This is a genomic window from Corynebacterium xerosis NBRC 16721 = ATCC 373 (genome assembly GCF_001552415.1).
GTDB lineage: Bacteria > Actinomycetota > Actinomycetes > Mycobacteriales > Mycobacteriaceae > Corynebacterium > Corynebacterium xerosis.
On sequence record NZ_BCRD01000004.1, the window covers coordinates 254,117 to 280,140 of the forward strand.

The 26,024-nt window shown below is 67.9% G+C and carries 20 protein-coding genes and 1 riboswitch; of the genes, 12 read left to right on the top strand and 8 right to left on the bottom strand.

All coding sequences use genetic code 11. The annotated features are described in order from the left end of the window. The first annotated feature begins 6 nt into the window (after nt 1-6). The 6 genes from CX1_RS08430 to CX1_RS08455 all read left to right on the top strand — a co-directional run bounded on the left by CX1_RS08430 (nt 7) and on the right by CX1_RS08455 (nt 11,143). Complete coding sequence (locus CX1_RS08430) at nt 7-765, top strand: hypothetical protein (protein ID WP_046650875.1); 759 nt, start codon at nt 7-9, stop codon at nt 763-765. 268 nt (nt 766-1,033) lie between these two features. Next, the gene (gene rplJ, locus CX1_RS08435; protein ID WP_046650874.1) at nt 1,034-1,549 is read left to right on the top strand and encodes a 50S ribosomal protein L10; all 516 of its coding nucleotides are present in this window, start codon (nt 1,034-1,036) and stop codon (nt 1,547-1,549) included. A 93-nt stretch (nt 1,550-1,642) separates the two neighbouring features. Next, nucleotides 1,643-2,026: a 50S ribosomal protein L7/L12 gene (gene rplL / locus CX1_RS08440; RefSeq protein WP_046650873.1), complete on the top strand. Its 384-nt coding sequence runs from the start codon at nt 1,643-1,645 to the stop codon at nt 2,024-2,026. Between the two features lie 115 nt (nt 2,027-2,141). Continuing rightward, nucleotides 2,142-3,203 carry a cell envelope lipid trafficking protein PgfA gene (pgfA, locus tag CX1_RS08445; RefSeq protein WP_082719242.1) on the top strand — a complete coding sequence of 354 codons (1,062 nt, stop codon included), beginning with the start codon at nt 2,142-2,144 and terminating at the stop codon, nt 3,201-3,203. Nucleotides 3,204-3,575: 372 nt separating this feature from the next. After that, entirely contained in the window at nt 3,576-7,064 is a 3,489-nt protein-coding gene (rpoB, locus tag CX1_RS08450; RefSeq protein WP_060925523.1) for a DNA-directed RNA polymerase subunit beta, read from the top strand. 113 nt (nt 7,065-7,177) lie between these two features. Beyond that, nucleotides 7,178-11,143 carry a DNA-directed RNA polymerase subunit beta' gene (locus CX1_RS08455; protein ID WP_046650870.1) on the top strand — a complete coding sequence of 1,322 codons (3,966 nt, stop codon included), beginning with the start codon at nt 7,178-7,180 and terminating at the stop codon, nt 11,141-11,143. Nucleotides 11,144-11,254: 111 nt separating this feature from the next. On the opposite strand, the gene CX1_RS08460 is transcribed toward CX1_RS08455, so the two are convergent. The 5 genes from CX1_RS08460 to thiC form a co-directional block, all read right to left on the bottom strand. Next, nucleotides 11,255-12,025, bottom strand: a complete 771-nt coding sequence (locus tag CX1_RS08460) for a DUF1707 SHOCT-like domain-containing protein (RefSeq protein ID WP_060925524.1) — start codon at nt 12,023-12,025, stop codon at nt 11,255-11,257. Nucleotides 12,026-12,045: 20 nt separating this feature from the next. Beyond that, nucleotides 12,046-12,246, bottom strand: a complete 201-nt coding sequence (locus CX1_RS08465; RefSeq protein WP_146780664.1) for a hypothetical protein — start codon at nt 12,244-12,246, stop codon at nt 12,046-12,048. Nucleotides 12,247-12,443: 197 nt separating this feature from the next. Next, nucleotides 12,444-12,719, bottom strand: coding sequence for a hypothetical protein (locus tag CX1_RS08470; protein WP_046650868.1), 276 nt, complete (start codon nt 12,717-12,719; stop codon nt 12,444-12,446). A gap of 30 nt (nt 12,720-12,749) precedes the next feature. Continuing rightward, on the bottom strand, nt 12,750-14,021 hold the full coding sequence (locus CX1_RS08475; protein WP_211255255.1) for a Na/Pi symporter: 1,272 nt from the start codon (nt 14,019-14,021) through the stop codon (nt 12,750-12,752). 206 nt (nt 14,022-14,227) lie between these two features. Beyond that, nucleotides 14,228-15,940 (bottom strand): phosphomethylpyrimidine synthase ThiC, encoded by a 1,713-nt coding sequence (gene thiC / locus CX1_RS08480; protein WP_046650867.1) that lies wholly within the window; start codon nt 15,938-15,940, stop codon nt 14,228-14,230. Then, nucleotides 15,934-16,050: riboswitch (TPP riboswitch) on the bottom strand. It overlaps the preceding gene by 7 nt. Before the next feature lie 211 nt (nt 16,051-16,261). Between thiC and CX1_RS08485 the strand changes: the two genes are divergently transcribed. The 6 genes from CX1_RS08485 (at nt 16,262) to tuf (ending at nt 24,066) form a co-directional block, all read left to right on the top strand. Beyond that, entirely contained in the window at nt 16,262-17,170 is a 909-nt protein-coding gene (locus CX1_RS08485; protein WP_046650866.1) for a helix-turn-helix transcriptional regulator, read from the top strand. Between the two features lie 329 nt (nt 17,171-17,499). Further along, nucleotides 17,500-18,945: an MFS transporter gene (locus CX1_RS08490; protein ID WP_082719243.1), complete on the top strand. Its 1,446-nt coding sequence runs from the start codon at nt 17,500-17,502 to the stop codon at nt 18,943-18,945. Between the two features lie 319 nt (nt 18,946-19,264). Next, complete coding sequence (rpsL, locus tag CX1_RS08495) at nt 19,265-19,636, top strand: 30S ribosomal protein S12 (protein ID WP_035121347.1); 372 nt, start codon at nt 19,265-19,267, stop codon at nt 19,634-19,636. Nucleotides 19,637-19,639: 3 nt separating this feature from the next. Beyond that, a complete protein-coding gene (gene rpsG / locus CX1_RS08500) occupies nt 19,640-20,110 on the top strand; it encodes a 30S ribosomal protein S7 (RefSeq protein ID WP_035121345.1) in 471 nt (156 codons plus the stop codon). Between the two features lie 169 nt (nt 20,111-20,279). After that, complete coding sequence (gene fusA, locus CX1_RS08505) at nt 20,280-22,451, top strand: elongation factor G (RefSeq protein ID WP_046650864.1); 2,172 nt, start codon at nt 20,280-20,282, stop codon at nt 22,449-22,451. 424 nt (nt 22,452-22,875) lie between these two features. Continuing rightward, nucleotides 22,876-24,066 carry an elongation factor Tu gene (gene tuf / locus CX1_RS08510; RefSeq protein WP_046650863.1) on the top strand — a complete coding sequence of 397 codons (1,191 nt, stop codon included), beginning with the start codon at nt 22,876-22,878 and terminating at the stop codon, nt 24,064-24,066. 189 nt (nt 24,067-24,255) lie between these two features. Here the strand turns inward: tuf and CX1_RS08515 are convergent, their stop codons facing one another. The 3 genes from CX1_RS08515 to CX1_RS08525 are packed head-to-tail and all read right to left on the bottom strand — an operon-like array spanning nt 24,256 to nt 26,023. Continuing rightward, entirely contained in the window at nt 24,256-24,816 is a 561-nt protein-coding gene (locus tag CX1_RS08515; RefSeq protein ID WP_046650862.1) for an Asp23/Gls24 family envelope stress response protein, read from the bottom strand. After that, entirely contained in the window at nt 24,813-25,460 is a 648-nt protein-coding gene (locus CX1_RS08520) for a DUF6286 domain-containing protein (protein WP_052753267.1), read from the bottom strand. The genes CX1_RS08515 and CX1_RS08520 overlap by 4 nt, the downstream gene beginning before the upstream one ends. Beyond that, complete coding sequence (locus CX1_RS08525) at nt 25,457-26,023, bottom strand: Asp23/Gls24 family envelope stress response protein (RefSeq protein ID WP_060925526.1); 567 nt, start codon at nt 26,021-26,023, stop codon at nt 25,457-25,459. The genes CX1_RS08520 and CX1_RS08525 overlap by 4 nt, the downstream gene beginning before the upstream one ends. Between the last annotated feature and the right edge of the window lies 1 nt (nt 26,024).

The following is a 26,024-nucleotide window of genomic DNA, read 5'->3' on the forward strand; positions in this document are numbered from 1 at the left end:
TTGCCCATGCACAACAGTTTCAGCCCGTCCGGGGAGGACCCCCGAGAGGAGTCCGCCCTCCGCGGGATCCTGCGCTTGGCTGAGCTCGACGACGGATCGGGATTCGTCCTCGGGGAGCTCGAGGCCACTCTCGGTGCGCTCGACCCCGAGATCCGGACCCTTCCGTCCGTGCGCGTGGCATCCGAGCCGTTCCTGGCGGAACTCAAGCTCGGCCTCGGCTACGACGGCCATGTGATGGGGCTTCTCTACGCGGCCGTCGACGACGCGATCGCCGGGGATCCCCCTGCCCGGGTGGTGGCCCTGCGGACGTTGCGGGCCCTGTGCCGGATGGACGCCGTCGAACTGGTCGACGTCGTCAAGCGACTCCGCGAACGCGCGGAAGGCGCCGACCCGGTGCTGACCGCCGGCCTCGACCTGGCGGCCGCCGTGCTCGACGCCGTCGGGCCGGGCGCACATCCACTGGCCTATCCGCGGTTGCCCGGCAGGTTCGCCGACCGGATCCTGATGGCGGGCGACCCCGAACTGCTGTGCTTCTTCGCCGACGTCGAAATCGCGGTGCACGAGCGGGAGAAGACCGACCGGACCATTGCCGGGGAGTTGGAGCAGGAGCTCGAGCGCGAACTCGGGCGGGACGCGGGGGCGATGGATGCCGACACCGGCACAAGCACCGGCCGCGGCCGCGGCTGCGGGTCCCGCCGCCCGCGCCGGGGCCGGCCGACGGCCCCCGGGACCGGCGATTTTGGAGATGCGCAACGCGGCGTGTAACGTACCGCCATGAAGTTTGACCGGCTCCTTCGGGAAGCCGGAGACTCAAGTTTCACCGAAGACCGCCGGTCACCTGGTTCGCCAGGATGAAGGTTCAGCGAAAGCGCTGACGGCCCGCGCAGGATGACTTGGAGTCGTGAAGATCACGGTGGCCGCGTGCCGCCCCCTTCGCGCCCCGGCCGTTTTGCGCCCGGGGCGTTCGTCGTTTCCGACCCGACCGAGACCGGCGTCGAACCCACGACTTATCAGGAAGGAGGCGAGAGTACCCATGGCAGCAAACGCCGTTAAGCAGGCCGCCGTCGAGTCCATCAAGAAGGACGTCGACGAGTCGACCGCCATCGTGCTCACCGAGTACCGCGGCATGTCCGTCGCGGAGATCACCGAGCTGCGTCGTAGCCTTGGCGCCGACGTCAAGTACTCCGTCGCCAAGAACACCATGATCAAGCTCGCCGCCGCCGAGGCGGGCGTCGAGGGTCTTGACGAGCACCTCACCGGACCGACCGCCGTCGCCTTCATCAGGGGCGAGGCCGTTGACGCGGCCAAGGCGATCAAGAAGTTCGCCGAGGACAACAAGAACCTCGTGATCAAGGGCGGCTACATGGACGGCGCGGCGATGGATGCCGCGCAGTTCCAGGCCCTCGCGGACATGGACAACCGCGAGACCACTCTGGCCAAGCTGGCCGGTGCCTTCAATGGCGTTCTGGCGAACGTCGCCGGCCTGCTCGATGCCCCCACCTCCTCGGTCGCCCGCCTCGCCGCGGCGCTCGAGGAGAAGAAGCAGTAGAGCACCGGCACCACAGACCCATATTCGCGGGCGCCCCGGACGGGGCCCGCACCCCGCGGTTCCGGCCGCACTTGACTTCACAGGAGAAACATCATGGCTAAGTACACCACCGAGGAGCTGCTCGAGGCGTTCAAGGAGATGACCCTCGTTGAGCTGACCGAGTTCAAGAAGGCGTTCGAGGACGAGTTCGACGTCACCGCCGCCGCCCCGGTCGCCGTGGCCGCCGCCGGCGCCGACGCCGGTGCCGCCGCCGCCGAGGAGCAGGACGAGTTCGACGTCGTGCTCGAGGACGCCGGCGCCAAGAAGATCGGCGTCATCAAGGCCGTCCGCGAGCTCGTCTCCGGCCTGGGCCTGAAGGAGGCCAAGGAGCTCGTCGAGGGTGCCCCGAAGGCCATCCTCGAGGGCGCGTCCAAGGACGACGCCGAGGCCGCCAAGGCCAAGCTCGAGGAGGCCGGCGCCAAGGTTTCCCTGAAGTAAGGGACCTGCGCCGCGGCATCCCCGCGCCAGCTTTTCACCGGGCCCCGCCCGCATGCCACGAGCATGCGCGGCAGGGCCCGGTTTTTCGCGTCCCACCGTTGAGTAGGATGGGCGCATGCTTCCCCGTTCGCGAATCATCGCCGTCCTGATCATCGGGCTCGGTGCGGCGATGATCGCCGCCGGCGCTTTCCTGCCGCGGTTGGTGTCCGACGATCCCCGGATTCCGCTGGATCTGCCCGACACCACGTACGCGTTGCGGGCCGAGGACGGCGTGTCCTCGCGGTTGCTTCCCGACGGCACGAGGGAGGACGCCGTCGGGCCGATCCGCCGGCAGTTCCACGGCGAATTGATCGAGCCGGCGGACGAGCGCCGGGTGTCGGTGCGCGTGGGCACCTCGACGACGCGCGAATTGCCGCCCGAGGTGATGGGCACCGACCCGATCCTCGAGCTGGTCGACGCCGCCGTGTGGACGTTCACCATCGACCGGCTCGGCGGCGAGTTCCTGGGCCCCGCCATGCTGACGGACCAGATGGCCGGCGTGCCGGTGGAGGTTCCGGTCGACGGCTACTGGGTGAAGTTCCCCGCCGACGCCGGCCCGGTGTCCTATCCGGTCTTCGACGACTTCCTCCGCCGCACGGTCCCCGCCGAGTTCGTGGGCGCGGAGGAGCGCGGCGGCAACGAGGTGCTGCGCTACCGGCAGACGGTCGAGCCGACGAACCTCGCGACGCTGTACCGCTCGAACACGTCGCAGATCGACGTCGACGGCAAGACCGGGTTCCTGATGTACCAGGGCACCCGCGACTGGCTCGTCGAGCCGGAGAGCGGGATGGTCGTCGACATCGACGAGGATCTGGATTTGCGCTGGGAGTCCCGCGAGGGGGAGCGGCTGCGGACGGCGCTGCGCTTCACGGGCGGCATCGACGACCAGTCGTCGGCCCGCCTGCTGCAGCAGGCCCTGGAAGTCGCAGACACGGCGCCGGTGCGCCCGTGGTCGATTGCGCTTCTCGTGATCGGTGCTATCTTGGCGTTCGGCGGAATCGTCGGCGCCATGCGCCCCGAAGGCCGCGAACGCGGCAACGGCCCCGACGGCAATCGCAAGGGCGATGCCGAGAACGCCCGGGGACGGCGCCGCGAAACGAAGCTCGAAGACGCGCCCGAGAACGTGCGCGGGCGATAGCGGCGAGAATCGGTGGGCGATCCAGCGCGCCCATGCCGACGGTTCCCGATCCATCCCGGCAACCCCGGGTTGGCGTCCCGTACACCCGATGGACACGCGATCGCAATATCCGGTGGACTTGCGGCCAGTGATGGTATAGGCTGAGTCGTTGCGCTGGAATTAGGTGTGTCGTAGTGTCCCCACTTGACGTGCCGTTCGGGATATCGGGGGCGTCGCAAAGCCTGTGAACTGCAACTTTGCAACCCCCGACCATGTCCTGAAACGAGCATCGTCCGCGAGGTCCTGCCCGCTACCGTGTGATTCCTGCAAACCAAACGCTTAAATCCAAGCGGACGGGCGCGCCACCGGTTGCCGGCGCCCCCACCGCGTGAGGTGCTGGAAGGACCCATCTTGGCAGTCTCCCGCCAGACCAAGGCAGTGGCCGGTATTCCCGGAGCTTCGAAGAGGTACTCTTTCGCGAAGATCAGCGAGCCGATTCCGGTTCCGGGTCTTCTCGATCTGCAGCGTGAGTCGTTCGCATGGCTCATCGGCACGCCCGAGTGGCGCGCCCGCCGGCAGGAGGAACTCGGCGACGGGGCTCAGGTCACCAGTGGACTCGAGGACATCCTTGACGAGCTGTCCCCGATCGAGGACTACTCGCAGAAGATGTCCCTCACCCTGTCCGACCCCTGGTTCGACTCCGTGAAGAACACGGTGGACGAATGCAAGGACAAGGACATCAACTACTCGGCGCCGCTGTACGTCACGGCCGAGTTCACCAACCGAGAGACCGGCGAAATCAAGTCGCAGACGGTCTTCATCGGCGATTTCCCGATGATGTCCGACAAGGGCACCTTCATCGTGAACGGCACGGAGCGCGTCGTCGTGTCGCAGCTCGTCCGTTCCCCGGGCGTCTACTTCGACGAGACCATCGACAAGTCGACCGAGCGCCCCCTGCACTCCGTCAAGATCATCCCGTCGCGCGGTGCGTGGCTGGAGTTCGACGTCGACAAGCGGGACACCGTCGGCGTCCGCATCGACCGCAAGCGCCGCCAGCCGGTCACCGTGCTGCTGAAGGCCTTCGGCTGGACCACCGAGGAGATCAAGGAGCGCTTCGGCTTCTCCGAGATCATGATGGCCACCCTCGAGAAGGACGGCGTCGCCAACACCGACGAAGCCCTCCTAGAGATCTACCGCAAGCAGCGCCCGGGCGAGCCGCCCACGCGCGAGTCCGCGATGGCGCTGCTCGAGAACAACTTCTTCAAGCCCAAGCGCTACGACCTGGCCAAGGTCGGCCGCTACAAGGTCAACCGCAAGCTGGGCCTCGGCGGCGACGGCGTCGGCGAGATGGTCCTCACCGAGCAGGACATCGCCACCACCATCGAGTACCTGGTGCGCCTGCACGACGGCGAGAAGACCATGACCTCCCCGGACGGCCGCGAGGTCCCGGTCGAGGTCGACGACATCGACCACTTCGGCAACCGTCGCCTGCGCACCGTGGGCGAGCTCATCCAGAACCAGGTCCGCGTCGGCCTGTCGCGCATGGAGCGCGTCGTCCGCGAGCGCATGACCACCCAGGACGTCGAATCGATCCAGCCGACCACCCTGATCAACGTCCGCCCGGTCTCCGCGGCGATCCGCGAGTTCTTCGGCACGTCCCAGCTGTCGCAGTTCATGGACCAGAACAACTCGCTGTCCGGCCTGACCCACAAGCGCCGCCTGTCGGCGCTGGGCCCCGGCGGCCTGTCGCGCGAGCGCGCCGGCCTCGAGGTCCGCGACGTCCACCCGTCGCACTACGGCCGCATGTGCCCGATCGAGACGCCGGAAGGCCCGAACATCGGCCTGATCGGCTCGCTGTCGGTCTACGCCCGCGTGAACCCGTTCGGTTTCATCGAGACCCCGTACCGCCGCGTCGTCGACGGCAAGCTGACCACCGAGGTCGACTACCTGACCGCCGACGAAGAGGACCGTTTCGTCGTCGCGCAGGCGAACACGCCGGTCGACGAGAACGGCCAGTTCGTCAACGAGACGCTGCCCGTCCGCAAGAAGGGCGGCGACGTCGAGGTCGTCCGCGCCACCGAGGTCGACTACATGGACGTGTCGCCGCGCCAGATGGTGTCGGTCGCCACCGCCATGATCCCGTTCCTCGAGCACGACGACGCCAACCGTGCCCTGATGGGCGCGAACATGCAGCGCCAGGCCGTGCCGCTCCTGCGCGCCGAGGCCCCCTTCGTGGGCACCGGCATGGAGCAGCGCGCCGCATACGACGCCGGTGACCTGGTCATCGCGCCGTGCGCCGGCGTGGTCGAGACCGTGTCCGCGGACTTCATCACCATCATGGATGACGAGGGCCAGCGCCACACGTTCATCCTGCGCAAGTTCGAGCGCACCAACCAGGGCACCAGCTACAACCAGAAGCCCCTGGTCGACGAGGGCGACCGCGTCGAGGCCGGCCAGGTCATCGCCGATGGCCCGGGCACCGACAACGGCGAGATGGCGCTGGGCAAGAACCTGCTCGTCGCCTTCATGCCGTGGGAGGGCCACAACTACGAGGACGCGATCATCCTCAACCAGCGCATGGTGGAGGACGACATCCTCACCTCGATCCACATCGAGGAGCACGAGATCGATGCGCGCGACACCAAGCTGGGCCCGGAGGAGATCACCCGGGAGATCCCGAACGTCGGCGAGGACATGCTCAAGGACCTCGACGACCGCGGCATCGTGCGCATCGGCGCCGACGTCCGCGACGGCGACATCCTGGTGGGCAAGGTCACGCCGAAGGGCGAGACCGAGCTGACCCCGGAGGAGCGCCTGCTGCGCGCCATCTTCGGCGAGAAGGCCCGCGAGGTGCGCGACACCTCCATGCGCGTGCCCCACGGCGAGTCCGGCAAGGTCATCGGCGTCCGCGTGTTCTCGCGCGAGGACGACGACGATCTGGCCCCGGGCGTCAACGAGATGATCCGCGTCTACGTCGCCCAGAAGCGCAAGATCCAGGACGGCGACAAGATGGCCGGCCGCCACGGCAACAAGGGCGTCATCGGCAAGATCCTGCCGCAGGAGGACATGCCCTTCCTGCCGGACGGCACCCCGGTCGACATCCTGCTGAACACCCACGGCGTGCCGCGCCGAATGAACATCGGCCAGGTTCTCGAGGTGCACCTCGGCTGGCTGGCGAAGGCCGGCTGGACCATCGAGGGCGACCCGGATTGGGCCAAGCGCCTTCCGGCGGAGCTTCACGACGTCCCGGCCGACTCGCTCGTGGCCACCCCGGTGTTCGACGGTGCGGAGAACGAGGAGCTCGCCGGCCTGCTGGCGTCGTCCCGTCCGGACCGCGACGGCGACGTGCTGGTCAACGCGGACGGCAAGGCGCAGCTGATCGACGGCCGCTCCGGTGAGCCGTTCCCGTTCCCGGTGTCGGTGGGCTACATGTACATGCTCAAGCTGCACCACCTGGTGGACGAGAAGATCCACGCCCGTTCCACGGGCCCGTACTCGATGATCACGCAGCAGCCGCTGGGCGGCAAGGCCCAGTTCGGTGGCCAGCGCTTCGGCGAGATGGAGGTGTGGGCCATGCAGGCGTATGGCGCCGCCTACACCCTGCAGGAGCTGCTGACCATCAAGTCCGACGACGTCGTCGGCCGCGTGAAGGTCTACGAGGCGATCGTGAAGGGCGACAACATCCCGGATCCCGGTATCCCGGAGTCGTTCAAGGTGCTCCTCAAGGAGCTCCAGTCGCTGTGCCTCAACGTCGAGGTGTTGTCCGCCGACGGCGTCCCGGTGGAGCTCAGCTCCACGGACGACGACGAGCTGGACCACGCCACGGCCTCGCTGGGCATCAACCTGTCGCGTGACGAGCGTTCCGACGCCGACACCGCCTAACCGCGGCGTTCGGCGCGGGCGCCCCGCTCGCGCGAAACAACCCACTTCAAGTACGCACATTCAAAGCACGCACGAAAACCCCGTGAACACATGCCGGGGGAAAGGGATAACAGGTGCTCGACGTCAACAACTTTGACGAGCTCCGGATCGGGCTCGCCACCGCCGACGACATCCGCCGCTGGTCGCGGGGCGAGGTCAAGAAGCCCGAGACGATCAACTACCGCACGCTCAAGCCGGAGAAGGACGGACTCTTCTGCGAGCGCATCTTCGGCCCCACCCGCGACTGGGAGTGCGCCTGCGGCAAGTACAAGCGCGTCCGCTTCAAGGGCATCATCTGCGAGCGCTGCGGCGTCGAGGTGACCAAGTCCAAGGTGCGCCGCGAGCGCATGGGCCACATCGAGCTGGCCGCGCCGGTCACGCACATCTGGTACTTCAAGGGCGTTCCGTCGCGCTTGGGCTACCTGCTGGACCTGGCGCCGAAGGATCTCGAGAAGATCATCTACTTCGCGGCGAACATCATCACCTCCGTCGACGAGGAAGCGCGCCACAACGACCAGACCACCCTCGAGGCGGACATGCTGGTCGACAAGAAGATGGTCGAGGATGACCGCGACCAGGATCTGGCCGAGCGCGCCCAGACCCTGGAAGAGGACCTCGCCGAGCTCGAGGCCGCCGGCGCGAAGGCCGACGCCCGCAAGAAGGTGCAGAACGCCGCCGAGCGCGAGATGAAGCACATCCGCGAGCGCGCGCAGCGTGAGCTGGATCGTCTCGACGAGATCTGGAACACCTTCCTGAAGCTCGAGCCGAAGCAGATGGTCATCGACGAGAGCATCTACACCGAGCTCGTCGACCGCTACGAGGATTACTTCACCGGCGGCATGGGCGCCGAGGCGATCCAGACGCTGATCCGCAACTTCGACCTCGCCGCCGAGGCCGAGTCTCTCCGCGAGACCATCCGCGACGGCAAGGGCCAGAAGAAGCTGCGCGCCCTCAAGCGCCTGAAGGTCGTCGCCGCGTTCCTGCAGTCGGGCAACGACCCGGCCGCCATGGTCCTCGACTGCGTCCCGGTGATCCCGCCGGAGCTGCGCCCGATGGTGCAGCTCGACGGTGGCCGTTTCGCCACCTCGGACCTCAACGACCTGTACCGCCGCGTCATCAACCGCAACAACCGCCTCAAGCGCATGATCGACCTCGGCGCGCCCGAGATCATCGTGAACAACGAGAAGCGCATGCTGCAGGAGTCCGTCGACGCGCTGTTCGACAACGGCCGCCGCGGCCGTCCGGTCACCGGACCGGGCAACCGCCCGCTGAAGTCGCTGTCCGACCTGCTCAAGGGCAAGCAGGGCCGTTTCCGCCAGAACCTGCTGGGCAAGCGAGTCGACTACTCGGGCCGTTCGGTCATCATCGTCGGCCCGCAGCTCAAGCTGCACCAGTGCGGCCTGCCCAAGCTGATGGCCCTCGAGCTGTTCAAGCCCTTCGTCATGAAGGAGCTCGTGGCCAAGAGCTACGCGCAGAACATCAAGTCGGCCAAGCGCATGGTCGAGCGCCAGCGCCCGGAGGTCTGGGACGTCCTCGAGGACGTCATCACCGGCCACCCGGTGCTGCTCAACCGTGCCCCCACCCTGCACCGCCTGGGCATCCAGGCCTTCGAGCCCGTGCTCGTCGAGGGCAAGGCCATCCAGCTGCACCCGCTGGCGTGTGAGGCGTTCAACGCCGACTTCGACGGCGACCAGATGGCCGTGCACCTCCCGCTGTCCGCGGAGGCGCAGGCCGAGGCCCGCATCCTGATGCTGTCCTCGAACAACATCCTGTCGCCGGCCTCCGGCAAGCCGCTGGCCATGCCGCGACTGGACATGGTCACGGGCCTGTACTTCCTGACGCTGGAGAAGCCGGAGCTGCCCGGCGCCCACGCCGACGCCACCGAGGACCGTCCGGAGCAGGGCATCTACGCCTCCCCGGCCGAGGCCATCATGGCGTACGACCGTGGCGCGATCGGCCTGCAGACCCCGATCAAGGTGCGCATCTCGCACCTGCGCCCGCCGGCCGACATCGAGGCCGAGCACTTCCCCGATGGTTGGGAGAAGGGCCAGATCTGGACCGCCAACACCACCCTGGGCCGGGTCACGTTCAACGAGCTGCTGCCGTGGAACTACCCGTACGTCGAGGGCGTCATGGCCAAGAAGCCGCAGGCGGCGATCATCAACGACCTCGCGTCGAAGTACCCGATGATCACCGTCGCGCAGACCGTCGACAAGCTCAAGGACGCCGGTTTCTACTGGGCGACCCGTTCCGGCGTCACCATCGCCATGTCCGACGTGCTGGTTCTGCCGAACAAGAAGGAGATCCTGGACTCCTACGAGCAGAAGGCCGACACCATCGAGAAGAAGTTCCGCCGCGGCAAGCTGTCGCCGCTGGAGCGCCACGACTCGCTGGTCAACCTGTGGAAGGCCGCGACCGCGGAGGTCGGCGAGAAGGTCGAGGGCCTGTACCCCGACGACAACCCGATCCCGATGATCGTGAAGTCCGGCGCCGCCGGCAACATGGGCCAGATCCACTCCCTGGCCGGCATGAAGGGCATGGTCACCAACCCGCGCGGCGAGTACATCACGCGCCCGATCAAGACCTCGTTCCGCGAGGGCCTGTCGGTGCTGGAGTACTTCAACAACTCGCACGGTTCCCGCAAGGGCCTGGCCGACACCGCCCTGCGCACCGCCGACTCGGGTTACCTGACCCGTCGTCTGGTGGACGTCGCGCAGGACGTCATCGTCCGCGAGGAGGACTGCGGCGCCACCGCCGGCGTCGAGGTCGAGATCGGCGAGCACGTGCTCGGCGCCGACGGCCAGCCGACCGGCGAGCTGCGCCGCGCGCAGTACGTCGAGACCTCGGCGATCGCCCGCTACCTGGCGGCCCCGGTCGTCGACGCGGACGGCAACGAGATCCTGCCCGTCGGCACCGATCTGCGCGACGAGGAGATCACCGATCTGCTCTCCCGCGGCATCGACAAGGTGAAGGTCCGCTCGGTCCTGACCTGCAACACGCCCACCGGCGTCTGCGCCACCTGCTACGGCCGTTCCATGGCCACCGGCAAGATGGTCGACATCGGCGAGGCCGTGGGCATCGTCGCCGCGCAGTCCATCGGCGAGCCCGGCACGCAGCTGACCATGCGTACCTTCCACCAGGGCGGCGTCGGCGGCGACATCACCGGCGGTCTGCCCCGAGTCCAGGAGCTGTTCGAGGCCCGCGTGCCGAAGAACCGCGCCCCGCTGGCCACCGCCACGGGCCGCGTGCGCCTGGAGGAGGACGACCACTTCTTCACGCTGACCATCGTCCCGGACGACGGTTCCGACGAGGAGGTCTTCGACAAGCTGTCGAAGCGCCAGGGCCTCGCGGAGATCACCGTCGACGGCCGCCGCCGCACCATCCGCGACGGCGACACCGTGGAGATGGGCATGCAGCTGATGAAGGGCGCCGCCGACCCGCACGAGGTGCTCCGCATCCGCGGCCGCCGCGGCGTGCAGCGCCACCTGATCGAGGAAGTCCAGTCGGTCTACCGTGATCAGGGCGTGGCCATCCACGACAAGCACATCGAGGTCATCGTCCGCCAGATGCTGCGCCGCGTCACCGTCATCGACTCGGGCACCACCGAGTTCCTGCCGGGTTCGCTGGTGGAGCACGCGGAGGCCGTGGCCGCGTCGCGCCAGGCGGTCGCCGAGGGTGGCAAGGCCATCCAGATGCGACTGGAGATCATGGGCATCACCAAGGCCTCGCTGGCCACGGATTCGTGGCTGTCGGCCGCCTCCTTCCAGGAGACGACCCGAGTGCTGACGGACGCCGCGATCAACAAGCGCTCCGACAAGCTGATCGGCCTGAAGGAGAACGTGATCATCGGCAAGCTGATCCCGGCCGGCACGGGCATCTCCCGTTACCGCAACATCGCGGTGGAGCCGACCGAGGAGGCCGCCCGCCAGGCCGCCGCCCCGTTCGCCTCGCTGGGCGAGGGCTTCTACGGCCCGGAGGACACCTACGGCGAGCCGACCGGCCGCGCCGTTCCGCTGGACGACATCCCGTACGACCAGTAAACGGCCGCTTTACGACGACCCCCTCTCCCCGGCCAATGGCCGGGGGAGGGGTTTCGTCGTTTCCATGGTCCGGCCGCGTGGAAGGCCGGCCGCGCGAAAAACGGCGGCCGGCTACTCCAGCTCGCGCCGGTCGGACCGGGGCACGCGGCGGACGTCGACGCCGCCCATCAGCGCGATGCCGGTGACCCGGACGCGCGGGGCGTCGGGCGGGAGATCGTGGCCGGCGATGACCACGTCGCGGGACTTCGACGTGCCGAATCCGCCCATCAGGCCGGTGCCTTGGACGGTCAGGCGAATGTCCTCGGGAACGATGATCTCGATGCCGCCCATGATTGCCACGGCGACGATCTCGGTTTCGTGCGTTTCGAATCGAGCGCGCCGCAGGTCGACGCCGACGCCGCCCATGACGGCGATGGAGTAGTGGGTGGGCGGGCAGATCCAGTCGCCGCCCTGGTCGGCGCCGAACATGACGGCGACGCTGAAGGTCGATCCACCGGTTTCGCCGGTGACGTGCGCCTTCGCCACCGCCGACAGGTCGCGTGACGACGGCCCCGCCACCTCTCCGGGAGGCCGATGCGCCGCGGGCGATGCGGGCCGAAACGGCTCGATGCCGCCCACCGCGCCTCCCGCGTTCGGGTGCGGCCGATCCATGATGATCGCCCAGGGGTCGTCTACGAGATCGGCGAGTGGGTCGGCGAGCTCGTCGCGCGTGCGCGCCGCCCAGGCCCGGTTCGTTCTTTCGTCGAACTCGGACAGGTCGATTTGGCCGCGGCCGAGGGCCTCCGACAATTCGTCGGCCACGCGGCGGCGTTCGTCGTCCGTCGCCCGCAGGGGGCGCGGCTGGGGGTCGTCGCCGGTGGCCCGGCCGTCGGGGGCGCTCATGGCCCCGACTCTATGCGTTATCAGGCCGCCATGGGAGGGGCGGAGAGCTCGGCGCGCAGCGCGCGGCCGAAGTCCCGCCAGGTGGTCCAGGATGCCTTCGCCCGCGACCAATCGTCGGGCAGGACCTGGAGCTGTGCGACGAAGAGCGCGTGGCGCTGATCGTCGGTGAGCGACGGCGAGACGCCGTCGGGGCCGGGGACGTTCCGGGAACAGTCGAACATGGCGGTCACCTCACTGATCGCTTCGGGCATGCGCTCATTGCATGCGACGTGAATCACACCCGGATAACCAGGTTAGCCGACGAACGTACCGGGCCCGGAGGGTAAACGCAAGGTTAACGAATAATGAACGCCCATCTGCGTGCGGCGGATGGGCGTTCGTCGTCCGTGGCGGCGGACAAGGCGTCCGCGGGCAATCCCTATTCGCCGTCCTTGGCCGCGCCCCGGGCTTCCCTTTCCTCGCGGATGACGTCGCGGAGGATCTTGATGATGCTGCGCCAGCTTCCCTCGAACGTCGAGATGTCGTCGGGGAGCGCCTCGATCTGCTCGTGGCGCTTCTCCGAACGCCGCTCGGCGAGCTCTGCGCGGATGGCGTGGATGTTGCGCTCGGCGTTGGCGAGCATCTTCTCCAGCTCGTCGACCGACGCGGAATCGATGTCGCGGGGTTCCTCGTCCCGTATGGGGGAGTTCGTCATGGCAATGCTCCTGGTGCGTGGTCGGCGGGACTAGGTGAACAGGACCTTGATGAGGATGGCCAGGGCCGGAACGATGATGAAGACCGTCAGCACCCACGCCACGGCGTAGATCTTGCGCTCCGCCGCAACGTGCGCCAGTGTTTCCGCGCCCAGCAGCGGCAGGGACCGCAGGAACGGCAGCCCGTAGATGATGAGGATGCCGAACACGTTGAACAGGGTGTGCACCAGCGCGATGGTCAGCGCCAGCTTCGCGCCGTCGCCGGTCACCGCCATTGCGGCGATCAGCGCGGTGACGGTGGTGCCCACGTTGGCGCCCAGGGTCAGGGGGTAGATCTGGCGGGTGGTCAGCGCGCCGGAACCGGCGAAGGGGACCATCACCGACGTGGTCACAGAAGAGGACTGCACGGCGATGGTGACCAGCATGCCCGCGCCCATGGCGGTAAGCGGGTGGCCGCCGACGGACTTCTCCAGGATCGCCTTCGCCTTGCCCACCATGATCAGCTGCAGGATCTTGCCGAGCCAGGAGACGGCGAAGAAGATCATGGCGACGCCGAGAAGGATGGTCAGGGTGCCCGCGACGACATCGGAGCCTGGCAACAGGCCGGTCAACCCGTCCATGCCGAGCAGATCCACGACGGGGTCCGTGAGGGTGCCGACGAGGTCGGCCTGGCCCGGATCCGGCAGCACCGTGCCGAACAATGCACCGGCCAACCACTCGGCGCTGCGCTGGATCGGATGGAAGAAGATCTCGATCGGCAGGAGGATGATGACGGCGAAGAGATTGAAGAAGTCGTGCACCGTCGAGGCCGCGAAGGCGCGGCGGAATTCGTCCTTGTGGCCCGCGTGGCCGAAGGAGGCCAGCGTGTTGGTCACCGACGTGCCGATGTTGGCGCCCATGATCATGGGCACCGCGACCTCGATGGGCAACGCCCCCGCACCCACCGCGGTGACCACCAGCGTCGTCGTCGTCGACGACGACTGGATGATCGCGGTGGCCAGCACGCCGACGAACAGCGCGATGAACGGGTTGGTGGCGAAATCGAAAAGGCCCTCGGCCGCGTCCTTGCCCAGGCCCTTGAAGCCGTCGCCGATGACGCCGATGGCGACGATCAGCATGTAGAGGGTGCCGATCGCCAGCAGGGTCAGCACCCAGTTGGGAAGGCGGCGGATGCCGTGGGGGACGTCGCTGGCGGACACCTCGGCATCCATGCCGCCGGGGTGGTCGAGGGTGGCGGTGGTCGCCGGCGCGGCGTCGTTCTCCGGGGCGCGGGCGTCGTCGCCGGGGTGGCGGGAAGTCGTCATCGGCTCTCTCGATTCCTGATGTGGCGGGGTGTTTCCCGTCGAGCAGGGTGGTCACATGCCGACGTCCGGGTGGGGCGAGGGCATTCTCGTCACGGAGTCTGTACCGCGCAGGTGTCCCGATCAAAGAGTAAAGGTGAACGGAAGGTGAACAAAGTCCGGTCGCCGGGGTGATGCTCGCCTCATGGGCCCCGGCGCGACGACTCCGATTACTCCGCGGACAGCGGAAGGTAGACGCGGCCACCGGCCGCCTCGAACTCCTCGGACTTCTCGGCCATGCCGGCCTCGATCGCCTCGACGGTCTCGAGCCCGTGTTCCTTCGCGTACTCGCGGACGTCCTGCGAGATGCGCATGGAGCAGAACTTCGGCCCGCACATAGAGCAGAAGTGCGCGGTCTTCGCCGGCTCGGCCGGCAACGTCTCGTCGTGGTAGTCCAGGGCCGTATCCGGGTCGAGGGCCAGCGCGAACTGGTCGTGCCAGCGGAATTCGAAGCGGGCCTTGGACAGGGCGTCGTCGCGCTCCTGGGCGCGGGGCAGCCCCTTGGCCAGGTCCGCGGAGTGCGCCGCGATCTTGTAGGTGATCACGCCGACCTTCACGTCGTCGCGGTTGGGCAGCCCCAGGTGCTCCTTCGGGGTGACGTAGCAGAGCATCGCCGTGCCGGCCTGCGCGATCATCGCCGCGCCGATCGCCGAGGTGATGTGGTCGTAGCCCGGCGCGATGTCGGTGGCCAGCGGGCCGAGGGTGTAGAACGGCGCCTCCTCGCACCACTCCTCCTCGAGCCGGACGTTCTCCGCGATCTTGTGCATGGGCACGTGTCCCGGCCCTTCGATCATCACCTGCACGCCCCGGGACTTCGCGATCTTCGTCAACTCGCCCAGCGTCCGCAGCTCCGCGAACTGCGCCTCGTCGTTGGCGTCGGCGATGGAGCCGGGGCGCAGACCGTCGCCGAGCGAAAAGGTGATGTCGTACCGGGCGAAGATGTCGCACAACTCCGCGAAGTTCTCGTACAAGAAGGACTCGCGGTGGTGGGCCAGGCACCACGCCGCCATGATCGACCCGCCGCGCGAAACGATGCCCGTGACGCGGTTGGCGGCCAAGGGCACGTAACGCAGCAGCACACCGGCGTGGACGGTCATGTAGTCGACGCCCTGCTCCGCCTGCTCGATGACGGTATCGCGGTAGATCTCCCACGTCAGCGCCGCAGGGTCGCCGTTGACCTTCTCCAGCGCCTGGTAGATGGGCACGGTGCCCACCGGGACGGGGGAGTTGCGCAGGATCCACTCGCGGGTCTCGTGGATGTCGGCGCCCGTGGACAGGTCCATGATCGTGTCGGCGCCCCAGCGGGTGGCCCACACCATCTTCTCCACCTCCTCGGCGATCGACGAGGTGACCACCGAATTGCCGATGTTCGCGTTGACCTTCACCGCGAATTTCTTGCCGATGATCATCGGCTCCAGCTCCGGATGGTTCTTGTTCGCGCAGATCACCGCGCGGCCGGCGGCGACTTCCGTGCGCACCAGCTCCGCGTCGACGCCCTCGCGTGCGGCGATGAACGCCATCTCCGGGGTCGTGATGCCTGCGCGCGCCCAGGCGAGCTGCGTCGACGCGGCCAGTTCGGGGCTTTCCGACGACGCCGGCGCGGGAGCCGGCGTCGGCCAGGATTCGCGGATCTTCGGCAGGCCGCCGTGCAGATCGCGATGGGCGTCCGTTTCCGTGTACGGGCCGGACGTGTCGTAGGCGTCGAAATGAGTGCCATCGGTGAGGTTGATGCGGCGCACCGGGATGCGGAGGACGGCGTCCTCCGAATCGAACGGCGAACCGTCGAACACGACGTCGTCGTAAAGCTTCTCGGAGCGGTAAATCGGGCCGGTGGTCACCTGGTCCCGGGCCTCGTCCATGGGGTTGGAGGCGTGCTTCGCCATCGCGGGTCCTTTCCTACGCCGGCATTACCCGGACAGGTTCGAACGGTCGGCATCCGGATTCCCGATGCCCTCTCAGCGCCGGTTCGGTGGGCGCTCCCGTGGGAATATTCAGTTGTCGGGGCGATCGTACCCCAAGGAAAAACGTTTGAATGCCGTTGATCGGGTTAACCCGTCGGGGATGAATGTTCGCTGGGAGAACAATGCCCGCTACGATGTCCCGAACGGGGAACACGCCCCGCAAACGACCTCGATGCGCCCCGTTTCGGCGATGCGCGTCATCCACGGCCCCGGAAACCGGGGCCGCGACGATGAAAGGGACCCATGCCGCACAACCGGCCGCGAGACCGCGACCTGGCGAAGCAGCTTGTGCGGGAGTTGCGCAGGGACGCCGACCTCCCGGTGGTGTTCCTGGGCATGGGCGGGCAAGCCGGCGTGACCATCGGGGAGGGAATCGGGCTGCGCCCGGACGGCGTCCGGGGGATCACCGTCGTGCCGGGGGAGGGGCTCGGGGGTCGCGTGCTGCGGGACCGCAGGCCGGCCGCGGTCGCCGATTACGAGGCCGCGCGCACCATCACCGACAGCTACCGCCTGCAGGTGCACAACGAGGGCCTCGGGCCGGTGATGGCCGTGCCCATCCTCTCCACGATCGGCGAAACGCGCATGGTGCTCTACGGGGCCCACCGCGAGCAGTTCGAGTTCGGCGACAGGATTCGGGGCGTGGCCATGAAGCTCGCCGGCAAGGCCGCCACGGAATTGCGCATCCGAGACGAGGTCGACCGCCGGATCGGCATGGCCCACCGCAGCACGGCCGAAATTCGCGAGGCGGGGGAGGGGCCGGGGTCGTCCGATCTGGAGCGCCTGCGCGAGCTGCACGCCGACTTGCGGGCGATCGCCGCGACGACCGCCGACCCCGACGCGCGCGACAAGTTGCTGGCCGCCTCCGGTGGCTTGGCGGCGATGCTGTTCCCCGGGGTCGGGGATGCGACGGCGCCCGGGGCCGAGCGAAACGCTGCCGTGGAGCCGTCCACGGAGGTCCCGGCGCTCACCGCGCGGGAGCTGGACGTACTGGCCCAGGTCGCGCTGGGCTGCACCAACGCGGAGGCCGCCGCGCGCCTGTCGTTGAGCGTGGAAACCGTGAAGGCGTATCTGCGCAACGCCAGCGCCAAGCTCGGCGCCAAGGGGCGGCACGCGGCCGTCAGCCGCGCCCGCGTGCTCGGCCTCATTCCCTGATCCGGGGGCGTGCGGGGAGGGGGAGTGAGGGTGCCTGAAACGGGCGCGTGAACGCGGATGAACCCCCGATCGGCAAAGTTTTCCGCACAATTTCCGCTGCCGCTGGCGAAGATTGCGAACGCCGTTGGCCAATCCATCGCCGCAGGTGGAAAACGATTCCAGCCCGGCGATACTTCTCAATCGTGAACGAAACCGCTACTCGCGATTAACAACTATCTTCATAACACCCTCTTTCGGGTATGTGAGACGCCCGTCACGCCTGGATATGTTCTGCGTCACATTGTTGAACGGATGGTCCCCAGGGGCCGTCCCCAAGGCAGGAGACGCCAATGACCAACTCCCTGACGGTGGACGACTCGTCCACCATCGGCACCGGGCCCGCGGGCCCCGGTTCGCCGGACGACCTCAAGAAGGGCCCCTCGCTGCGGCGGGTGGCCACGGCCAGCCTCGTCGGCACGACGATCGAGTTCTACGACTTCTTCATCTACGGCACTGCCGCCGCGCTGGTGTTCCCGACGGTGTTCTTCCCGAACATGACCCCGATGCTGTCGACCGTGGCGTCCTTCGCCACCTTCGGCGTCGCCTTCCTCGCCCGCCCCCTGGGCTCCGTGGTCTTCGGCCACTTCGGCGACATCCTCGGTCGCAAGCGCACGCTGGTGTGGACGCTGCTGATGATGGGCATCGCGACCCTCTTCATCGGCCTGCTGCCGGGCTATGAGACCGGCGTATTCGGCTTCTTCGAATCCGGCATCGGCGTCTGGGGCCCGGTGCTCCTGGTCGTCATGCGATTCCTGCAGGGCATGGCCGTCGGCGGTGAATGGGCCGGTGCGACATTGCTCACGGCGGAATACGCGCCGCCGGGCAAGCGCGGCGCATACGCCATGTTCCCGCAGCTCGGCGCCGCCATCGCCTTCTTCCTTTCTTCCGGCACCTTCGTGGTCGTCTTCCTCGCCATCGGCGAGACCTCCAACGCCTTCCTCGAGTGGGCCTGGCGCATTCCCTTCCTGCTGTCGATCCTGATGGTCTTCGTCGGCCTGTACGTCCGCCTCGCCATCCAGGAGACCCCCTCCTTCCAGAAGGAGCAGGAGCGCCGCGCCGAAGACAAGGCCAACGGCGTCCGCCGCACCCTTCCCTTCATGGACACCATCCGCTACCAGTGGCGCGAGGCCATGACCGGCGGCATCGCGCTGGCCTCCCTGTTCTCGCTGTTCTACATGGGCACCTCGTACCTGACGTCCTACGGCACCGCGAAGCTCGGCCTCGAGCGCATCCAGATCCTCGCCGTCGGCATGGGCGCCGCGATCATCTTCGGTTCCGCGATCGCAGCCTCCGCCGCCATCTCCGACCGCATCGGCCGCACGAAGGTCATCCTGACCTCGACCGTCCTGGCGGTGCTGTGGACCCCCGCGCTGTTCTGGGTCCTCGACTTCGGCACCATCTGGCACTTCGCCCTCGGCCTGACCGTGACCATGGTCATCTTCGGCATCTCCTACGGCCCGGCCGGTGCGATGCTTCCCGAGATGTTCCGCGTCGACCTGCGCTACACCGGCGCCGGCCTGGCCTACAACATCGCGGCCATCCTCGGCGGCGCCATCCCGCCGCTGATCGCCGCCCCGCTCGCCGACGCCTACGGCGGCCTCGCGGTCGGCCTCTTCCTCGCCGCGATCTCCCTGACCTCGTGCATCGCGGTCACCCGGATCCGCTCCAACCACGAGGACGACATCGACGAGCACAACCAGCTCGTCCGCGAGTCCGACGCACTCGCCAAGCCGTAACACGACCCGGCACGGCCCCCGCCCCTTCAGGCGGAGCCGGCCACGTCTCCGGACCGGCCCCACGGGTCGTGCGGGGCCGTCGCAAAGCAAAACGAGCTTTGCGACGGCCCCTCTTCCGATTTCCGACCTGCGACTTTTGGTGATCGTCGCAGGTTGCACTACTGTCAATGAACAGTCCCAAGAGTTGTTTGGGAGTTCGACGACATCACCCGGTAGGCCAGCGAGAGCGGCTGACTGGGTTTCGCACGTTTAAAAACCGATCCACCGCCCGGCCAGACGGACGCCGCAGCGTGATCGGCACGAAAAAGAAAGAGGCTTCATGCCCACTATCCAGCAGCTGGTCCGCAAGGGCCGCCACGACAAGAAGTCGGCCACGTCGACGGCCGCCCTGAAGGGCTCGCCGCAGCGCCGTGGCGTGTGCACCCGCGTGTACACCACCACCCCGAAGAAGCCGAACTCGGCTCTCCGAAAGGTCGCGCGTGTCCGCCTGACCTCCGGCATCGAGGTCTCCGCCTACATTCCGGGCGAGGGCCACAACCTGCAGGAGCACTCCATGGTGCTCGTCCGCGGTGGCCGAGTGAAGGACCTCCCGGGCGTCCGCTACAAGATCGTCCGCGGCTCCCTCGACACCCAGGGCGTCAAGGACCGCAAGCAGGCCCGTTCCCGCTACGGCGCGAAGAAGGAGAAGTAAAACATGCCTCGTAAGGGTCCCGCCCCCAAGCGTCCCGTCGTCAACGACCCGGTGTACGGCTCGCCGCTGGTCACCCAGCTCATCAACAAGGTGCTGCAGGACGGCAAGAAGTCGACCGCCGAGCGCATCGTCTACGGCGCCCTCGAGGTCTGCCGCGAGAAGACCGGCACCGACCCGGTGCTGACGCTCAAGCGCGCCATCGAGAACGTCAAGCCGGCCCTCGAGGTCCGCTCCCGCCGAGTCGGCGGCGCGACCTACCAGGTCCCCGTCGAGGTCCGTCCGGGCCGCGGCAACACCCTGGCCCTGCGTTGGCTGCTCATGTTCTCGCGCCAGCGTCGCGAGAACACCATGATGGAGCGTCTCGCCAACGAGATCCTCGACGCCTCCAACGGCCTCGGCGCGTCCGTCAAGCGCCGCGAGGACACCCACAAGATGGCCGAGGCCAACCGAGCCTTCGCGCACTACCGCTGGTAGTCATCGCGAACGCCGGATGAGGCCCCCAGGGGCCGCGTCCGGCGCCGGCGCCCGGGGGCCATCGCGCTCCCCGGGGAAAATTAAGGCGAGCCACCGGGCCCAATCGGTGGCAAGATAGATCGAGCAACCCGACCGCTGGCGGTCGAGGCGACGACGTCGATAGCGTCCGATGCCCCCGCCACACGATTTGAAACGAGTGGGGAATCAAGTGGCAGAAGGCGCACTTCCCGTAAAGAAGGACCTGCACAAGGTCCGCAACATCGGCATCATGGCTCACATCGATGCCGGTAAGACCACCACGACCGAGCGCATCCTTTACTACACGGGCATCAACCGCAAGGTCGGCGAGACGCACGATGGTGGCGCGACCACCGACTGGATGGAGCAGGAGAAGGAGCGCGGCATCACCATCACGTCCGCCGCCGTCACCTGCTTCTGGAACGACAACCAGATCAACATCATCGACACGCCGGGCCACGTCGACTTCACCGTCGAGGTCGAGCGCTCGCTGCGCGTGCTCGATGGCGCCGTCGCCGTCTTCGACGGCAAGGAGGGCGTCGAGCCCCAGTCGGAGCAGGTCTGGCGACAGGCCCAGAAGTACGACGTCCCCCGCATCTGCTTCGTCAACAAGATGGACAAGCTGGGCGCCGACTTCGAGTACACCGTCGGCACCATCATCGATCGCCTCGGCGCCAAGCCGCTGGTGATGCAGCTCCCGATCGGCGCCGAGGACGACTTCGACGGCGTCGTCGACCTGCTGCAGATGAAGGCCCTGACCTGGCGCGGCAAGACCCAGATCGGCACCGAGGCCACCATCGAGGAGATCCCCGCGGATCTCGTCGACAAGGCCAACGAGTACCGCGAGAAGCTCGTGGAGACCGTCGCCGAGTCCGACGAAGAGCTCATGGAGAAGTACTTCGGCGGCGAAGAGCTGACCATCGACGAGATCAAGGGCGCCATCCGCAAGATGGTCGTCAACTCCGAGATCTACCCGGTCTACTGCGGCACCGCCTACAAGAACAAGGGCGTCCAGCCCCTGCTCGACGCGGTCGTCGACTTCCTGCCGACCCCGCTGGACGTCGGCGAGGTCCACGGCCACCAGGTGGGCGACGAGTCCGTCGACCTCACCCGCAAGCCGTCCGCCGACGAGCCGTTCTCCGCGCTGGCCTTCAAGATCGCCGCGCACCCGTTCTTCGGCAAGCTGACCTTCGTCCGCGTCTACTCCGGTCGCGTGGAGCCGGGCGCCCAGGTGCTCAACTCCACCAAGGAGAAGAAGGAGCGCGTCGGCAAGCTGTTCCAGATGCACGCCAACAAGGAGAACCCGGTCGACGAGGCCGTGGCCGGCAACATCTACGCGTTCATCGGCCTGAAGGACACCACCACCGGTGACACCCTCTGCGCCCAGGACGCCCCGGTCGTGCTCGAGTCCATGACCTTCCCGGACCCGGTCATCTCCGTGGCCATCGAGCCGAAGTCGAAGGCCGACCAGGAGAAGCTGGGCACCGCGATCCAGCGCCTGGCCGAAGAGGACCCGACCTTCACCGTCAAGCTGGACGAGGAGACCGGCCAGACCGTCATCGGCGGCATGGGCGAGCTCCACCTCGACGTCCTGGTCGACCGCATGAAGCGCGAGTTCAAGGTCGAGGCCAACGTCGGCGCCCCGCAGGTCGCGTACCGCGAGACGATCCGCAAGCCGGTCGAGAAGTACGACTACACGCACAAGAAGCAGACCGGTGGTTCCGGCCAGTTCGCGAAGGTCATCATCTCGCTCGAGCCCTACGCCCCGAACCAGGACGAGCTGGAGGAGGGCGAGTCGGCGACCTACAAGTTCGACAACGCCGTCACCGGCGGCCGCGTGCCGAAGGAGTACATCCCCTCCGTCGACGCCGGCATCCAGGACGCCATGCAGTACGGCACCCTGGCGGGCTTCCCGCTGGTCAACATCAAGGCGACCCTGCTCGACGGTCAGTACCACGAGGTCGACTCCTCCGAGATGGCGTTCAAGATCGCCGGCTCGATGGCTCTGAAGGAGGCCGTGCAGAAGGCGAAGCCGGTCCTGCTCGAGCCGATGATGGCCGTCGAGGTCATCACCCCCGAGGAGTACATGGGCGAGGTCATCGGCGACATCAACTCCCGCCGTGGCCAGGTCAACTCCATGGAGGACCGCACGGGCGTCAAGGCCGTCAAGGCCCTGGTCCCGCTGTCCGAGATGTTCGGTTACGTCGGCGACCTGCGTTCCAAGACGCAGGGCCGCGCGAACTACACGATGATCTTCGACTCCTACGCCGAGGTCCCCTCCTCCGTGGCCCAAGAGATCATCTCCGAGCGCACCGGCAACTAAGCCCGCGTTCGGGCCCGCACCGGAATCGCTTCCGGTGCAGGGTCCAGGCCCGCCGGCCCGTACCGCACCAATTGCGGGAAGGGCCGGAGCGGTCGAAAATCCCCGCCCGATCCGCAGTGCCGCGGATCGGGGAGGGGTAGCGGCCCGCACTTTTCACCGCTGATCCGGATGAAGTTTCCCGGCGTCGGAGGTGGTGCGCGGTGCAGGCCGTTACCCCGTAAGCGATCCGGGGGAGCCGAGTTTGATATGGGCCCGGCCCTCCCACTAGGATCGTGTAACTGGCACAGTGAAAATGCACTGTCCGCTCCCTTCTTTACGTCCTGAAACACCGTCTTTCGTCGGGTTTCGCAGAGACGTGGGAGTGGGCGACCACAATCTGTGGCTACGAAAGTCGTGGCCACCATGACGTCCAGGAGGACTAACAGTGGCGAAGGCGAAGTTCGAGCGTACGAAGCCGCACGTCAACATCGGCACCATCGGTCACGTCGACCATGGCAAGACCACCACCACGGCTGCCATCACCAAGGTGCTGGCCGACAAGTACCCGGACCTGAACGAGTCCTTCGCCTACGACGCCATCGACAAGGCGCCGGAGGAGAAGGAGCGCGGCATCACCATCAACGTGTCCCACGTTGAGTACCAGACGGAGAAGCGCCACTACGCGCACGTCGATGCCCCGGGTCACGCGGACTACATCAAGAACATGATCACCGGTGCCGCCCAGATGGACGGCGCGATCCTGGTCGTGGCCGCCACCGACGGCCCGATGCCGCAGACCCGTGAGCACGTCCTCCTGGCCCGCCAGGTCGGCGTCCCCTACATCCTCGTCGCCCTGAACAAGTGCGACATGGTCGACGATGAGGAGATCATCGAGCTCGTGGAGATGGAGGTGCGTGAGCTTCTCGCCGAGCAGGACTACGACGAGGAGGCCCCGATCGTGCACATCTCCGCCCTGGGCGCCCTCAATGGCGAAGAGAAGTGGGTCGACTCCATCGTCGAGCTCATGAACGCCGTCGACGAGAACGTTCCGGACCCGGTCCGCGAGACCGACAAGCCGTTCCTGATGCCCGTCGAGGACATCTTCACCATCACCGGCCGCGGCACCGTCGCCACCGGTCGCGTGGAGCGCGGCACCCTGAAGGTCAACGACGAGGTCGAGATCCTGGGCATCCAGGAGAAGTCCCAGACCACCACCGTCACCGGCATCGAGATGTTCCGCAAGCTGCTGGACTCCGCCGAGGCCGGCGACAACTGTGGCCTGCTGCTCCGCGGCATCAAGCGCGAGGACATCGAGCGCGGCCAGATCATCGCGAAGCCGGGCGCCTACACCCCGCACACCGAGTTCGAGGGCTCCGTCTACATCCTGGCCAAGGACGAGGGCGGCCGCCACACCCCGTTCTTCGACAACTACCGTCCGCAGTTCTACTTCCGCACCACCGACGTCACCGGCGTCGTGAAGCTGCCGGAGGGCACCGAGATGGTCATGCCGGGCGACAACGTCGACATGTCCGTCACCCTGATCCAGCCGGTTGCGATGGACGAGGGCCTGCGCTTCGCCATCCGCGAGGGTGGCCGCACCGTCGGCGCCGGCCGCGTCACCAAGATCAACAAGTAAGTCTTGTTGCTCTAGCGGATCGAGTTCGCCGGCCTGGCCGGTGAATTCACCCGCGGCCTGAAAGAGGGCCCCGCTTCCCGAGTTACTCGGGAGGCGGGGCCCTCTTTTCGTGTGCGGGGTGCGGCTCGGCGCCCGGGGTGCCGAGCGCGGCGGGGGATCAGCGGTGCGGGGCCCGGCCGTGGGCCCGTTTCAGCGGTTCGGGGGCGGATCGAGGTGGATGAGGAACCGGGTTCCGGCGCACGTGTCGCCGACCGCCGCGGTGACGTCGGCGGAGGCGACCTCGCACGTGCGCCGGATCGATTCGACGTCGGCGTCGTGGTTGGCGTCGATGATCACGGTGATGACGTCGGCGCCCCTGTCCACTTCGGCTCGGCCCCGGGCGCGGCGTATGCCGTCGTGAAGCTGCAGGTGCTTTGCGACGGCCTCCGCCACATCCGAGAGGTGGAACCGAAGTTCGCCGGTGTCGTCGGACGCCTCGTCGATGCGGGTGCGGGTCAGCCGCCGGTCGAGGTTCGCCGCGAGGAGGGCGATGGACAAAACGATGGCGGTGACGGCGGCACCGGCTAGGGCCCAGGTGAACCAGTCGGCGGCGACGTGCCCGGGCAAACGGGATGGGCGGAGGCCGTCGGTCCATTCCGAGAAGGGAGCGATCCCGTACTGCGCGGCGAGGCCGAGCAGGCCGGCGACGAGGCAGATGGCCCCGAGCAGCCCGGCGACCAGTCGGTCGAGGATGGCGGTGGAACGCTTCATCGTCTGGGCCGCCTTTCCCGTTCTTCTGCACCGCGCAGGGTGCGGACCTTCACGACGGGCGGATCGGCGACGGTGCCGGCGAGTTCGGCCGCCACCGCGTCGCGGACCTTGTCGGCCGGATCATCGCCGTTGGATGCCGCGCCGTCGACGGTCACGGTGACCGCGCGGGGTGCCGCGATAGCGGTCGCGTCGTAGACGCCGGGGCACCGGCGGGCGGTGCGCGAGGCGATGCGGCCGACGTCGACGGGCCGCAGCCACATGTCGGCGTCACCGGGCGCCCGGACGTGTGTGCGCCGGCGGGGTTTGACCGCCACCAGGACGAGAGCCGTGCCCAGGAGGATCGCGGCGATGGAGGCCGGCAGCAACACGGCGTCCCATCCGTGGCCGTCCAGCCAGCCGACGAAGCCCGCGATGACCTCGGGGCGGTCGATGGCCTCGAGCCGGGCCAGCAGATCGTGGCCGGCGATGACGCTGATGGCCGCCAGGGTCAGCGCGACCAGGTAGGCGACGGGCCGGGCGGCGGGCGCGGCCAGGGGCACCGGAGGCGAGGGCGACCTGGCCGAGGAGGTGCCGATGGTCGTGTCGTCGGCGGTATCGATGGTGGGTTCGGCCGCGGGATCGGCGGCGGGCTCTCGAGCGTTCATCGCACTCGCCGCCTCGGCGCCGGTTCCGATCGAGGCGCGCTCACCGGCCGCACCCCCAGGGGAGTGGCGACGGGCGTCCGCAACCGAGGGGAGAGATCGTGGTTCAGAACGTCGTCGCGGGTGACCAGGCTCCACGGGCGGTCGCCGTCGGCGCCGACGATGGTGGCCACGCGCACGTCGCATCGGGCGACCGTCAATCCGGTGGTGGCGCGCACGCGCTCGGCGACGGTGTCACGGACGATGCGGGCGATGTCGCGCACGGGCGTCGGCCATGACACGGCGACGTCGGTTTCCACGGTCACGGATCCGCCCCGGGCGTCGATCTGGACGTCGACGCGGGGATAGGCGCGCCCGGCCATGCGGTTGATGGCGCTGCCCGCGGAAACGGTGCCGGGGACGGAATCGATGGCGGCGGCCACGATCTTCTCCACCGCGCGTTCCCCGATGACGGTCGCTCCCCGCCCGGGGGAACGGCCGTCCGCCGCGGCTGCGGGGTCGTCCGGGGTGACCTTCGATGTGACGTCGGCGGTGGCTTTCGTGGTCGCGCCGTTGGCCGCGTCCATG

What these genes read in the sequence shown, in the direction of transcription:
- CX1_RS08430 (WP_046650875.1), top strand. Translation starts at nt 7, where the DNA reads ATGCACAACAGTTTCAGCCCGTCCGGGGAGGACCCCCGAGAGGAGTCC.
- rplJ (WP_046650874.1), top strand. Translation starts at nt 1,034, where the DNA reads ATGGCAGCAAACGCCGTTAAGCAGGCCGCCGTCGAGTCCATCAAGAAG.
- rplL (WP_046650873.1), top strand. Translation starts at nt 1,643, where the DNA reads ATGGCTAAGTACACCACCGAGGAGCTGCTCGAGGCGTTCAAGGAGATG.
- pgfA (WP_082719242.1), top strand. Translation starts at nt 2,142, where the DNA reads ATGCTTCCCCGTTCGCGAATCATCGCCGTCCTGATCATCGGGCTCGGT.
- CX1_RS08460 (WP_060925524.1), bottom strand. Translation starts at nt 12,025, where the DNA reads ATGAGCGCCCCCGACGGCCGGGCCACCGGCGACGACCCCCAGCCGCGC.
- CX1_RS08465 (WP_146780664.1), bottom strand. Translation starts at nt 12,246, where the DNA reads ATGTTCGACTGTTCCCGGAACGTCCCCGGCCCCGACGGCGTCTCGCCG.
- CX1_RS08470 (WP_046650868.1), bottom strand. Translation starts at nt 12,719, where the DNA reads ATGACGAACTCCCCCATACGGGACGAGGAACCCCGCGACATCGATTCC.
- CX1_RS08475 (WP_211255255.1), bottom strand. Translation starts at nt 14,021, where the DNA reads ATGACGACTTCCCGCCACCCCGGCGACGACGCCCGCGCCCCGGAGAAC.
- thiC (WP_046650867.1), bottom strand. Translation starts at nt 15,940, where the DNA reads ATGGCGAAGCACGCCTCCAACCCCATGGACGAGGCCCGGGACCAGGTG.
- CX1_RS08485 (WP_046650866.1), top strand. Translation starts at nt 16,262, where the DNA reads ATGCCGCACAACCGGCCGCGAGACCGCGACCTGGCGAAGCAGCTTGTG.
- CX1_RS08490 (WP_082719243.1), top strand. Translation starts at nt 17,500, where the DNA reads ATGACCAACTCCCTGACGGTGGACGACTCGTCCACCATCGGCACCGGG.
- rpsL (WP_035121347.1), top strand. Translation starts at nt 19,265, where the DNA reads ATGCCCACTATCCAGCAGCTGGTCCGCAAGGGCCGCCACGACAAGAAG.
- rpsG (WP_035121345.1), top strand. Translation starts at nt 19,640, where the DNA reads ATGCCTCGTAAGGGTCCCGCCCCCAAGCGTCCCGTCGTCAACGACCCG.
- fusA (WP_046650864.1), top strand. Translation starts at nt 20,280, where the DNA reads ATGCCCCCGCCACACGATTTGAAACGAGTGGGGAATCAAGTGGCAGAA.
- CX1_RS08515 (WP_046650862.1), bottom strand. Translation starts at nt 24,816, where the DNA reads ATGAAGCGTTCCACCGCCATCCTCGACCGACTGGTCGCCGGGCTGCTC.
- CX1_RS08520 (WP_052753267.1), bottom strand. Translation starts at nt 25,460, where the DNA reads ATGAACGCTCGAGAGCCCGCCGCCGATCCCGCGGCCGAACCCACCATC.
- CX1_RS08525 (WP_060925526.1), bottom strand. Translation starts at nt 26,023, where the DNA reads ATGGACGCGGCCAACGGCGCGACCACGAAAGCCACCGCCGACGTCACA.